This is a genomic window from Gaetbulibacter saemankumensis DSM 17032 (assembly GCF_000425645.1).
In the GTDB taxonomy this organism is placed as follows: Bacteria; Bacteroidota; Bacteroidia; order Flavobacteriales; family Flavobacteriaceae; genus Gaetbulibacter; species Gaetbulibacter saemankumensis.
In genome coordinates this window covers 622,206-634,994 of the sequence record NZ_KE384430.1, presented here as the reverse complement: position 1 = coordinate 634,994, position 12,789 = coordinate 622,206, and the positions used below count along the sequence as shown (strand labels likewise).

Below are 12,789 nucleotides of genomic sequence, written 5' to 3'. Positions count from 1 at the left end.
TATTTTGTGCAAATAAAATCACTTCTTTTTTTGATATTCGTAATACAAAATCATAATTAACATAAACACAAAGCTAAGAAACAACTGACTATATATCATTGTTTTAGCAGCAGATCGGAATTTGTTTAAAGCTAATAAAAACAAAAGTATTGTACCTATATCTCGAATTAGTCTAAACCCTAACATGGTCCAGTTCATTCCTTTAGACATATACGCTTGAGCATAAACATTACTGATACTAACAAAAACAGTAATAAAAACTGCAAGTCTGATTATTTCATCCAAATTAACAAATGTTTCTCCATATAACTGAGCAATATAGCTAGCCCCAACAAATAAAATAATTGCTGGAATAATTGTAGCTATAAAATTAATTTTGAGTACCGTTTTAAGTATTTTGTTGTGATTCTTGTCATCTGCACTTGATAGATGGGATAAAATCACATTACGTAATATTCCTGGGATAAAAAGAATGATAGCGTTTAATTGCAAGCTTGCTCTATACAGTCCCACTTCTCCAAATGAAGCTTCACGCAAGATAAGATAGAGTATGACCCAGCTAAAAACAGAATAAAAAGCTTCCTGGATGGCAACTGGGAAAGAAAACTTTAACAAGTCTTTTAGAATCACTTTACTTCTTACTGTAAACGATATATTATGAGGTAATGACTTGTTTACTAGTTTATAATTTAAAGCCCAATTAATAAGCTGAGCTAATAATAAAGCCCATAGAGCGCCGAAAAAACCATAAAGAAAAACCAACATCACGCTAAGACCAAAAGTTATCACACCAATGACACTATTTATTTTACTCATTTCCTTAAACTTCCCTAATCCAGAAAGGATACCAATTTGAAGTGAAGTCAAAGAATTTGCAATAATTAATATGCTAAAGATTTGCAAAGCCAATTTTAATGAAGTGGCATTAAAAATTACTTTAGAAACATAATCTGCTGTAAAAAACAATAAAATTGCCGTAAAACTGCTGAACAGAAAAACAGCTTTGTTTGAATAATTAATAATTAATTTTAAATCTTTTTGGTTGTTTTTATTACTTTCAGAAATAAATTTTGTTGATGTATATACAAGCCCAAAATTTGAAAAAAGTGCAGCAGAAGTCATTGTGCTCTTTATAATACTATATTCACCAAAAACATCTTTTCCTAGAACTCGAGCTACGATTATACCTGCCATAATTGCTAATCCTTTGTTAATAACATTCCCGAATAATGACCAAAAAGAATCATTTAAAAGTTTAACATCCTTCAGGTTTTGTAGATATTCTTTAATTCTTTTCACAAAAAAATAGTTTTTTATCTTGCTTGACAATTAAGATTATAGTATTTTGTTATTCCATTTCTTGAACCAAAAATAATTCTGTTTTGATTATAATCAAATGTTGTAATATAATCATTTGATCTATATATGACTTCCCAAAAATTATTTTTCAAATTACTTTTAATTAATGTTTTATCAAAAGATGATGACAGCAGGTTGTTATTGTCTATAAAATCCAGTTTAGTAATTATACCTCTGTGTGGGTGCAATTTTTTTTCTATCTGATAATTTTCATTTAATATATAAATTTCTCCTTTAAAAGTTCCAATTGATATTAACTTCTCATTGGGTGAAATAGCTAATGTCGTCAAAACACTGTTTAAGAAAATTTGTTTTAGGAAATTATTTGAGTGTATCTCATTAACCTCTAAAACACCATCTTGAGAAATACTTAATAAATTATTGCCATTAATTAACAACCCTCTCACAATTGATTTATGAGTGGTTATATTACTCGTTTTTTGTGTTTTAAAATTATATTTTCCTACCGTACCATCGTCTAATCCATAAAATAAAGCTTCATTTACAAAGACAAGAGAATTTGCCTTTGAATTAAAAGATAATTTTTTGATTAGTAAGGTTGAACTAACATCATATATATTAATATTATTATCATAATAAGAGATAGCTATTCTTTTTTCATCACTGTCTATAACTGCATTAACAACACCATAATTTAAAGTCGAAAATATCTTTATCTTATTTTTATTAATAAGATAAATTGTGTTTTCATTGTTTGAGTTTGTTAAAAGATAATTATTGGAAAACTGGAATATTCTTGGGGAAAAATCTTCTTTTATTTCTTGGAAACACCTGTTGACATCTACCTGTGAAAAACAATTAGTTGTTATTACAATAAAAAAGAAAAGGATTATTTTATTGAGCCTCATTTGTTTTGAAATTGACTTTTAATAAAATTGAAGCAAAAAAAGCAAAGAAATATACACCATGTTGTAATATTAATACTGAATCAAATAGCATTAAGATTAATACACAAACTAAAAAATAGTAGATTAATACCGATTTAAACCTCATAGCTTTTTGAAATAGTAACAAAAAAACAAATAATAAACTTATTAAACCAATTAATCCATTTGATATAAATGTTTGTAAAAATTGATTATGGCTATTATATTTATGGTCAATTCCTTTTTCAAATCCTGATAAAAAATATTGCTTATCCAAAACCATTTGAGCATCTCCAATACCAACTCCTGCTAATAAATTTTCTTTTATAACAAATATTGAATTCATCCAGATCTTAAACCTTTCATCAATAGTCATTCCTAGGTCTCTCCCATTTGATATCAAAGTTAAAATTTCATGATAATTAAAAAACATTACAATGATAAAAACTAAAAGCGTGATTATTAAAACAATTCTCCTAATTCTTATAGATACTGCTATTAATGAAATAAAGAAATAAATAATTATTGGCGCTCTGCTTCTTAAAAAGACAAGAAAAGAAAGTAACAGAATCCAAACTAACCCTATAAATATTTTTTTTTTAAGCGTATCAAAATCTAATAAACTTATATAAATACAAAAAGCAAAAATTGTATATATCCCAAAATAAGATGGATGAAACTCTAAAGGTGCTGTAAAATATGTGAAACCTTCGGTAATTGCTAAAGGATTCTCATTATAAGAAAAAAGAGCGACAGCAAAACAATATATAATTGCAATTAAACAACCAATAGCATAAAATTTCAAAATGATTTTGAGGGATTTTTTTGAGATTTCTTCAATTAAAAGAAATGAGGTAGCAAATAAAAAAATTGGAAGTATTCTTAAAGTTACTTTTAAGCCTGTATTTATTTCTTCTGAATAAAGCATTGACAATACTACAATTACAAAAAACAGAACCATACTCAAAAGTGAATAATTTCTGTTTTTTGAAATTTGATTGTTTCTGTTTTTATAATATAATGCGCATGACAGCAAAAAAATTAATACTAAGATTGGCGCATTAATATTTAATATGAGGCTAAAAGGCATTAAAAGCCCAAAAAAAGCCATAAGTAATATGTATGAATTCTCAAGAGAATTAATTTTATGCTTTCCGCTCTCTAGTAACATTCGTTGGTAGTAATATTTTGACACTCATTTTGTATAAATAAAAGCTAAACAATAAAATAATAATATATACAGTAAAAATGTCTAAACCAGAGCCTCTTACCAAGGTTAAAAACATCTGATATCCATACAATAAATAAATATAATTTATAATTTCTTTCCCTTCTATTAAATTCAACATCCACCTATAAAGTGTATTAAAAAAAACAAAAAATGGGACAATAAAAAACAACGAATAAAAACCAAAGTTTAAATAAAATTCTGACTGTACACTCACAGGATAAGAGCCTCCTTCATTTCTAAACTCTTTATCATAAGTCTCAGTATAATAGCCAATAGAGTTTTTAGGTTTCTCTATTATACTACTAGGTATGAAAATAAAGAAAGGTTTTATAAATGTTTCTCCAAGCGTGTAATCCATCTTTTCGCTTTTAAGATACTCTATTATATTGTTTGAATGTAAATAAGTGTAAGACAACTCCAAATTATTTGCAATTGCAGGTAAGAACCATTTAGAGGTTACATATTCATATACATAAGTAGATGCATGGAAAAAATTTTTAGCCTTATACCCACCATACCCTCTGAGTATAGACATAGAAATTATAATATATATGATTACTAAGCCAGATAAAGAGATTTTAAAAACCGATTTTAATGACATTCTAATTCTTACATTATTCAATTCCAATAAAAGTATTGGAAATATTAAAAATATCGCCTCCCTCTTGCTATGAGTAGAGAATAAAGTGAAAAGCAAAAGAATCAAAGTATAATAAAGAATTCTCTTTCTTAAAATATACTTTTGGTAAATAATTACAAAAAGTATAATAGCAAAAATACTTTTAGGAATTATAAAAAAAGTAAGTTGAAAAGGAGAAATTACTATTAAAAATATAAGCGTAATAAAAGCAAGTTTGGAGTAGTTTACTTTTTTTATACTAATAAAGAGAGGAGATTTCTTAATGTTGGTTTTTATCCTTACAAAGTAGGAGATGACAATTAAAAAATTAATACTGTTAAAAAAAAGGATGCGAGTTTGATGAAATTTCCATAACTCATAATCAGGAAGAAATTTGTTAAATACTAATCCGTGTTTAAACATATAACTTCCCAAAAAAAAGTTTATATTAATATACGAAACAGCTATAAAACTTGGTGAAAGAAAAAACCTAGAAGACTCATCCTTTAAAGTAAAAACTAAAACAAATAACAAAAATTGAAAAACGGCATAATTATATCCTTCATAGTCAAATGCGAATTTTTCAGATGAACATAATGAAATAATAACAAGCAAAAATAATGCTATAAGTACAACTATCGAATTGCTGTTTATTTTTTGCAAAGTAGATTTGACTTTAACTAAGTTTAATTAAAAATTATATCTCTTAATATTAAAAAATTATCATTAAGTGTACCTGTTGAATTACCATATAAATGAATTTTTATTTTATTAAATTCTTTAGGTTTTACTTGTATACTATTTATAACTACAACATGTGAGTTGTCAAGCATTTTAATTTCTGCTTTTGTTCCTGCTTTTTTCTGTTTAGCTTTTCTGTCTTTTTCAATAGTTAATTCATCTGGGTTTTTTGGGTATAAGATAAATGAAACTTTGTATTTTTCCAGTAAATCAAAATCAGTTGATTCATTAAAGTACAAGACCACATCATATAGGTTTTCTCCAATATTTTCAACAGATATTTCATCTAATTGAATTTTTTCATCAAAAAGATACCCTTGGTCATAAATAATATTCATTTGAGAGCTATAGGGTCCAGCTTTAGGGTATTTCCTTAAATCTGCATTTTCTATAACTTCAGGTTCAACTGTTGTTGGTACTTCCTTTTTTTCTGTTTTGCAACTTACAATAGTGATTAATATTAAAACTAAAAACAATATTCTATTCATAATTCTTTTTTAAAAATTTATATTCAGTTGTAATTTCAGTTTTGTTTGCCTATAATATATCGCAGCCCAATTTAACTGTATTTTATTTTGAAAAAATATTATATTATTCAAATAAAACGTTTTCAATAATCAAGTCTTTACCATAACCCCCCTTTTTGTTATAGAGCTGTATTTTTAATTTCTTATATTCTTTAATCTTTGTATTATAGGCTCTTAAAGTTACATAATATTTTTCCTTAAAATACATCGGTACTCCATCTCCTCCCAAAGAAGTATATTTTCTTTTTAGGTCTTTATCTGTTTTAAGTAATGAAACCTGAGAGTCCACAGGGTAAAAATAATACCCAAAATTAATATTAGATATTTTATTAAAATCTAATCCTTTTTCCATTTCAACAATTATTGAATATTCATCACTTCTTAGCTTTAATAATTTAACCCCACTTATTACTGTGCTATCATCAACAAAATGCCTTCCCTCGTAAAGAGTTTGCCCCAAATGTTTATAATTATTAGAATAAATATAATCTTCTGGCTCTTGGGGTTGAGAGCGTAATTTGTTTTTCTCTATTTTAATGGTGTCCAATTCATTTACAAGCAACTCTGAAAGTTTTGTTGCGCCCTTATAATTTAAATGTATTTGATCAGAATAAAAAGATTTGTTAAAAGAATTGCCGTTATATTTTTGATTATAATCTATATACTTAATTTTATACTTATCACACAATGCTTTAGTATTATTATAAACTCGATCATAATACTTCATGTTATATTTGTAAAGTAGCACTGGAGCCCTTACAACTAATAATTGTACATTATTTACATGGCATAAATTTACAAGTTTCTCAAAATAATTTAAATTCTCTTCATTAAAGGAATGATCAATGGGTAATTTTTCCAAAGCCTTTTTAAATTGTTTCTCATTTAAACCTGATTTAACAAGTTTATATCCTAAATATCTATCTTTAATAAAAGTGTTTTCTAGGTTATTTTGAATCACATCAAAATTATCCCAATTATTATGATTTCTAATTAATGGGGATATTGCATATATTTTATTTTGTAGTGTAGAAAATTGGTTGTTTATAGCTTTTAACTTTCTGAATGAAAATTTTTGAGAATCTAAATTCTCAAATTTAAACCCTAACCTATCTTCTTCAGATTTATCGGGAATATCTAAAGAATATGCCTCTAATATTACTAGCTTAGGCCTATGGTTGTTTAAAGCTTCTTTAAGATTATAATAAGCTTGCTTTATATTTAGATCAGCAACCCCTAAATTATAAGATCTTACCCCTAAGAAACCATTAAAAACAAGAGGATTAAAACTGCTATAACTTAAAGAATTTCCAAGAAATATAATGTCCAAAGTTTTATTTGGTATTTTGTAAAAATTGTTCCAAACCTCATGACCTCTTCTGCCTTCCATCAATAAGTTGCCTAAAAAACCTGTAGAAATAAAAGTTAAAAGTGCAAGTGTAATTATCTTTATTATAATTTTGTTCATATTTCTTAAAATTGAAAGTAAATAAACTGTGAATCGTCATAATTCCCGTAAATACCAAAAATTAGTAATACTAAAATAGCCGTTAAATATACTGTCCAACGAAATATAATTCCTTGTTTGTTTAAAAATGAATGCAAATTAATTCTGTTATGCAATATTTCAATAATCAACATAGTCGCAATAAAAAACAGGCTCTTTTTTAGTTCAAATAAATCAATTTCAGGATTTTCAAAGTTCCATGTATAATTATTTATATTACAAATTTCAAGAAATACATTTAATGCATCCTCCAATGAATTTGCTCTAAAAAACACCCAAGAAATACAAACAATCGAAAATGTTATGAATACAAAGAAAACCTTATTACCGAAAGTTGGTCGCTTGAACCCAATTTTAGAAAAAACATTCGTTCTAAACTTGTCAGAGAATTTCTCTATTACAATAACAACACCATGTATAGCTCCCCAAATTACATAGGTCCATGCCGCTCCGTGCCAAACACCACTCACCAAGAAAACAAGAAAAAGATTTAAGTATAATTTAAATTGCCCCTTTCTACTTCCTCCTAGTGGAATATAAACATAATCTCTAAACCAAGTAGACAATGATATATGCCATCTTCTCCAAAATTCAGTTATAGATTTAGAGAAATAAGGAGTTCTAAAGTTTTTCATTAAATCAAACCCCATAGTTCTAGCCAATCCTATTGCAATATCTGAATACCCTGAAAAATCACAATATATTTGAAACGCAAACAAAAAAGTTGCAATGGTATACGAAGCACTGGTATAGTCTTGAGTGTTATTAAACACTTCATTAACAATAATAGCAACTCTATCTGCTACTACCATTTTTTTGAATAAGCCCCAACACATTAACAGCAATCCGCTTTTTACTAAGCTATAATCAAACTTAAGCTTTTTAGAAAATTGCGGTAACAAATGCGAGGCTCTTTCAATAGGACCAGCCACTAATTGAGGAAAAAAGGCAACAAATGTAAAAAAATCTATCACATTATTTGTTGGCTTAAGTTTCCCCTTATAAATGTCGATTGTATAACTAAGTGTTTGAAATGTATAAAAACTTATTCCTACAGGCAGAATAATGCTTAATGTATTTAATTCCAATTCTTTACCAAAGAAAGAAAAAGCATCAACAAATGATATAATGAAAAAATTAAAATACTTAAAAAACCCTAAAAGCCCGAGGTTAGCAAAAAGGCTAATAAAAAGAAATAACTTCTTTTTATTATGATTATCCTCTTTATAAATAGCTTTACCAATAATGAAATCAAGAATTGAACTAAACAATATCAATCCTAAAAACCTCCAATCCCACCAACCATAAAAAATATAGCTGGTTAGTAAAAGAAAAACATTTCTAAGCTTAAGGTTTCTCGATAAAATCCAATAAATAATAAATACTATTGGAAAAAAAAAAGCAAAGTCTAAAGAATTAAATAACATTAGTAGATTATTTTAAACTATCCATTAATTCCGCAAAAATCCAATACTTTTTTGTGTGTCGAAATATTAAGGTTTTTAAACTCCTTATGAGCTACTAGAAAAGCTATAATGTCTGCTTTTTCTAATGCTGTTTTATAATCTGTAATTTTAAAAACATTGTGTTCGGTTATGTTTGGCTCAACAATATAGTGAGTTTCATTGTTTGCGTTTTGTAGAACTTTTTGAACGATATACTTTGCAGGAGACTCCCTTAAATCATCAATGTCTGGCTTAAAAGCCAATCCCATTAAAGCTACACTTGGTTTTCGTCCGTGCTCCAACTCAAACTCTAGTTTAGCCGTTTGTACTTTCTCGGCACACCAAAAGGATTTATAATTATTTATTTCGCGAGCTTTTCCTATAATTTGGGACTCCATAGGATAGTCTGAAACTATAAAATAAGGATCTACCGCAATACAATGGCCTCCAACCCCACAACCGGGTTGTAAAATATTAACTCTAGGATGTTTATTTGCTAAATTAATAAGCTCCCAAACATTAATATCCGCCTTATCACAAATAAGCGATAACTCATTTGCAAAGGCTATCTGAACATCTCTGGAAGAATTCTCGACCAGCTTACACATTTCAGCTGTTCGTGCATTCGTTCTATGCAAATCCCCTTTAATAAATTGCTTATAAAAAGCCACCGCTTTTTCGGTTGATTGCTCGTCAACACCACCTATTACACGATCATTATGCACCAACTCGTACATGACATTTCCTGGCAATACACGCTCTGGGCAGTAAGCTATATTCAGTTTCCCTTCTAATTCAGGACGCTCCGAATAAATAAGCTGCATCATTTTTTCTGTAGTACCCACAGGTGAAGTCGATTCAATAATATACAGATCATCTGCCTTAAGCAAAGGCAATACCGCCCTGGTGGCGGCCTCTACGAATGAAATATCCGGCTCATTCTTAGCTTTAAAAGGGGTTGGTACTACAATAAGATAGGTATTAGCCTCAACAGGCGTCGTTGCTGCTTTTAAATAGCCTTCTCCGACAGCCGTTGCAACAGCGGTATCCAATTCGGGTTCTACAATATGTATTTTCCCCGCATTTATAGTCTCTACAACACTCGGATTAATATCAACACCATGTACATACGTTTTATTCTGAGCAATTAGAGCTGCCGTAGGCAAACCAATATACCCTAAACCAATCATTACAACTTCTGGTTTGTTCATCTTCATTACAGTTCTTTAATATAGTTTACAATACGACTACAAGCATTTCCATCCCCATAAGGATTATGTAGTTGGCTCATAGATTCGTAAGCTTGTTTATCATTTAATAAACGATTTGCTTCTTCAATTATTTTATTGGTTTCTGTACCTACCAACAAAACAGTCCCTGCTTCAACAGCTTCAGGGCGTTCTGTGGTATCACGCATCACCAATACTGGTTTTCCTAAACTGGGAGCTTCTTCTTGCACGCCGCCACTATCGGTAATAATTAAATAGGATTTCTCCATAAGCCAGACAAAAGCTGGATAGGATAAAGGAGCAATTAGTTTTACGTTCTCTACATCTGATAATAATTCATACACAGGCTTCTGTACATTAGGGTTTAAATGTACTGGGTATATAATATCGCAATCTGGGTGTTGTAGGGCCAAGGCCTTTAAAGCCTCACAAATATTGATAAAGCCTTTTCCATGATTTTCACGGCGATGCCCTGTTACCAGAATAATTCTTTTATCCGTGCTTACCGTTATTTTTAAGTTTTCTATTTCTGTATCTACATAACCCGACTTCATTTTATCCACACTAAACAATAAGGCGTCAATTACCGTATTGCCCGTCACAGCAATGGTGTTTTCTTGTTTATTTTCTCGAAGTAAATTGTACTTAGAGGTTTCGGTAGGCGAAAAATGATAATTGGTGACCACCCCTGTTACAGATCGGTTCATTTCCTCTGGAAAGGGCGACTGCATGTTAAAAGTACGTAAACCTGCCTCCACATGGCATATTTTTGCACCAGAATAAAAAGCAGCTAAACTGGTTGCCATGGTTGTGGTGGTATCACCATGTACATACACATAATCCGGTTCGAATTCCTCTAGAACGGGTTTTAAACTCGAAATAATATCAGCAGTTAGGCCATACAGATTTTGATTGGGTTTCATCAAATCCAAATCGTAATCGGGGGTAATTTCAAAAAAGGACAATACCTGATCTAACATTTCTCGGTGTTGAGCCGTTATACAAACCTTAGTTTCAAACGCATTCGAATACTTTTCGAATTCTTTTACTAAAGGTGCCATCTTTATAGCTTCAGGACGTGTTCCGAAGACAATCAGATTTTTCTTTTTCATAAAATTATTTTTGCAAAAACATCTACTTAAAATACCTTTGCAAAAGTACTATATTAGTCCACCTAAGCAAGATTATTCATACCTTTTTACATCTAAAATCCTAAAAATGTAGTATTACATCAATTTCATTTAAAATCCCCTTGCTATTTTTAATCAAACAGCTAGATTTTTGCCATATTTTTAAGACATTTATACAACGATTTTTCACTGTCTTCTATTTTCACCTTCAACTCCTGTACAATCTTAGATATGTCCAAAACACTATAACTAGGTCGCAAAGCCTCTGTTTTATACCTCTCAGACGGTATAGGAGTTACCTTGACATGTTTACCTCTTAAAATAGCCTGGGCAAAATCATACCAACTAACTTCACCTCTATTACAATAATGATAAATACCATAATCCTTTTGTTGCCTGCTAATAATATTTAATAACACCTGCGCTAAATCTCCTGCATAAGTAGGAGCCCCTATTTGATCTGAAACCACATCTATTTCATCTCTGATTTCACCCAATCGCAACATTGTTTTTACAAAATTATGCCCATATTCCGAATACAACCAGGAGGTTCTAATAATAAAATACTTATCAAGTAGTTGCTGTATAACGTCTTCACCTTTTAACTTTGTAACCCCATACACATTTACCGGATTAGGAATATCTTCTTCTGTATAAGGTTCCTTTTTATTGCCATCAAACACAAAATCGGTGGATATATGAATTAAAACAACACCATATGCTTTACAGGCTAATGCCAAATTTTTGGGACCTTCAGCATTAACCTGATGTGCCTTGTCTGGTTCCGATTCTGCTTTATCCACGGCCGTGTAGGCGGCACAGTTTATGCAATAATCAAAGGAATTCTGATTAAAATAATCAAAAACCTCATGTTTGTTGGTGATATCCAAATCCTGACGATTAGTAAACGTCATTTTTAGATTGGGATACTGACTTTCCAAGTCTTTAATACATCGTCCTAATTGCCCATCAGCTCCGGTGACCAATATGCTTATTAGTTTACTTTTTTTCATTTTAATATTTTTTCGCCTTAACCACACTTCGACAAGCTCAGTGTGACAAACTGTAAATACAAACATAAATGGAAGCGTAATGCCCCGTCAAAAATCAGAAATAATGAGTGAAGGCATGAAACTGTGAAGCGCAGCTTCAAGCATGTAATGCCTAGAAAGAATGGCGCTATAGCAATTTCCTATTTTTTAACTTGACCTTTTTGGTTCTTTTTGGGTCAAGCCAAAAATGAACATAAAAAAATACTTCTAGTCATTCCGTAAACAAGTAGAACCTCAAACCTCTCACATTGTCAACATATTACCCCATAACCATCTAACTTTTTAACCTTATCACTAATTCACCTACAACTTCACAGCTCCTAACTCAGGCAACAGTAAATCCTTCTCAGAGACAATAAGTTCATCTTCAGAAAATCCCCAATCAATATTCAAGTCCTTATCGTTATATAAAATCCCTGCTTCCGAAGCTTTATTATAATAGGCGTCACATTTATAAGAAAATAAGGTATCATCTTCCAAAACAACAAACCCATGGGCAAAACCTTTAGGAATAAATAATTGTTGATGCTTGACATTGTCTAAAATAACAGAAAAATGCTTTCCATAAGTCTCAGAGTCTTCCCTTAAATCCACACATACATCCAAAACCTTACCCTTGATGACACGAACTAACTTAGCCTGCGCATGTGCTCCAGTTTGGTAATGCAAGCCTCGCAAAACACCTTTTGATGATTGCGATTGATTATCCTGAACAAAAGCAACCTCCTGCCCTGTTAATGCCTTAAATACTTTAGCATTAAAACTCTCGAAGAAATACCCCCGTTCATCTTCCAATACCTGAGGGGTTAAAACATAACACCCTTTTAAATTTGATTCTTCAACTTTCATTAAGTTTGTTTCTTTATTTATCTTTGTATAGGCTATTTTGATTTAAAGTTTCACTATCATCCTGAGTCTGTCGAAGGATCACTCCTCACGTCTCAGCTTATAACCTCATTACTTTATAACATTGTAACTTTTTCACCTCACGTCTCACCATATAACCTCATCACTTCATAACATTGTAACTTCTTAACCTCACGTCTCACATCTCACCTCAAA

Annotated in this window: 11 protein-coding genes; all 11 read right to left on the bottom strand. The window is 30.2% G+C overall.

The window, feature by feature from the left end:
* Nucleotides 1-18: 18 nt before the first annotated feature.
* A complete protein-coding gene (locus H611_RS0109370) occupies nt 19-1,299 on the bottom strand; it encodes an oligosaccharide flippase family protein (protein WP_027138121.1) in 1,281 nt (426 codons plus the stop codon).
* A gap of 14 nt (nt 1,300-1,313) precedes the next feature.
* Nucleotides 1,314-2,228 carry a WD40 repeat domain-containing protein gene (locus H611_RS0109365; protein ID WP_027138120.1) on the bottom strand — a complete coding sequence of 305 codons (915 nt, stop codon included), beginning with the start codon at nt 2,226-2,228 and terminating at the stop codon, nt 1,314-1,316.
* The gene (locus H611_RS0109360; protein WP_169515995.1) at nt 2,215-3,357 is read right to left on the bottom strand and encodes an O-antigen ligase family protein; all 1,143 of its coding nucleotides are present in this window, start codon (nt 3,355-3,357) and stop codon (nt 2,215-2,217) included. The genes H611_RS0109365 and H611_RS0109360 overlap by 14 nt, the downstream gene beginning before the upstream one ends.
* Nucleotides 3,358-3,391: 34 nt before the next feature.
* A complete protein-coding gene (locus H611_RS0109355; RefSeq protein ID WP_027138118.1) occupies nt 3,392-4,759 on the bottom strand; it encodes a hypothetical protein in 1,368 nt (455 codons plus the stop codon).
* 23 nt (nt 4,760-4,782) lie between these two features.
* On the bottom strand, nt 4,783-5,325 hold the full coding sequence (locus tag H611_RS0109350; protein WP_027138117.1) for a hypothetical protein: 543 nt from the start codon (nt 5,323-5,325) through the stop codon (nt 4,783-4,785).
* 103 nt (nt 5,326-5,428) lie between these two features.
* Complete coding sequence (locus H611_RS0109345; RefSeq protein WP_027138116.1) at nt 5,429-6,832, bottom strand: hypothetical protein; 1,404 nt, start codon at nt 6,830-6,832, stop codon at nt 5,429-5,431.
* A gap of 5 nt (nt 6,833-6,837) precedes the next feature.
* A complete protein-coding gene (locus H611_RS0109340) occupies nt 6,838-8,298 on the bottom strand; it encodes an MBOAT family O-acyltransferase (RefSeq protein ID WP_027138115.1) in 1,461 nt (486 codons plus the stop codon).
* Nucleotides 8,299-8,315: 17 nt separating this feature from the next.
* Nucleotides 8,316-9,527, bottom strand: a complete 1,212-nt coding sequence (gene wecC / locus H611_RS0109335) for a UDP-N-acetyl-D-mannosamine dehydrogenase (RefSeq protein WP_027138114.1) — start codon at nt 9,525-9,527, stop codon at nt 8,316-8,318.
* Nucleotides 9,528-9,532: 5 nt separating this feature from the next.
* Nucleotides 9,533-10,657: a non-hydrolyzing UDP-N-acetylglucosamine 2-epimerase gene (gene wecB / locus H611_RS0109330; RefSeq protein WP_027138113.1), complete on the bottom strand. Its 1,125-nt coding sequence runs from the start codon at nt 10,655-10,657 to the stop codon at nt 9,533-9,535.
* 161 nt (nt 10,658-10,818) lie between these two features.
* The gene (rfbD, locus tag H611_RS0109325) at nt 10,819-11,688 is read right to left on the bottom strand and encodes a dTDP-4-dehydrorhamnose reductase (protein WP_027138112.1); all 870 of its coding nucleotides are present in this window, start codon (nt 11,686-11,688) and stop codon (nt 10,819-10,821) included.
* Between the two features lie 342 nt (nt 11,689-12,030).
* Complete coding sequence (gene rfbC, locus H611_RS0109320) at nt 12,031-12,576, bottom strand: dTDP-4-dehydrorhamnose 3,5-epimerase (RefSeq protein ID WP_027138111.1); 546 nt, start codon at nt 12,574-12,576, stop codon at nt 12,031-12,033.
* Nucleotides 12,577-12,789 lie beyond the last annotated feature (213 nt).

Coding starts and splice junctions, on each gene's coding strand:
- H611_RS0109365 (WP_027138120.1), bottom strand. CDS start 2,228: ATGAGGCTCAATAAAATAATCCTTTTCTTTTTTATTGTAATAACAACT.
- H611_RS0109360 (WP_169515995.1), bottom strand. CDS start 3,357: ATGGCTTTTTTTGGGCTTTTAATGCCTTTTAGCCTCATATTAAATATT.
- H611_RS0109350 (WP_027138117.1), bottom strand. CDS start 5,325: ATGAATAGAATATTGTTTTTAGTTTTAATATTAATCACTATTGTAAGT.
- H611_RS0109345 (WP_027138116.1), bottom strand. CDS start 6,832: ATGAACAAAATTATAATAAAGATAATTACACTTGCACTTTTAACTTTT.
- H611_RS0109340 (WP_027138115.1), bottom strand. CDS start 8,298: ATGTTATTTAATTCTTTAGACTTTGCTTTTTTTTTTCCAATAGTATTT.
- wecC (WP_027138114.1), bottom strand. CDS start 9,527: ATGAACAAACCAGAAGTTGTAATGATTGGTTTAGGGTATATTGGTTTG.
- wecB (WP_027138113.1), bottom strand. CDS start 10,657: ATGAAAAAGAAAAATCTGATTGTCTTCGGAACACGTCCTGAAGCTATA.
- rfbD (WP_027138112.1), bottom strand. CDS start 11,688: ATGAAAAAAAGTAAACTAATAAGCATATTGGTCACCGGAGCTGATGGG.
- rfbC (WP_027138111.1), bottom strand. CDS start 12,576: ATGAAAGTTGAAGAATCAAATTTAAAAGGGTGTTATGTTTTAACCCCT.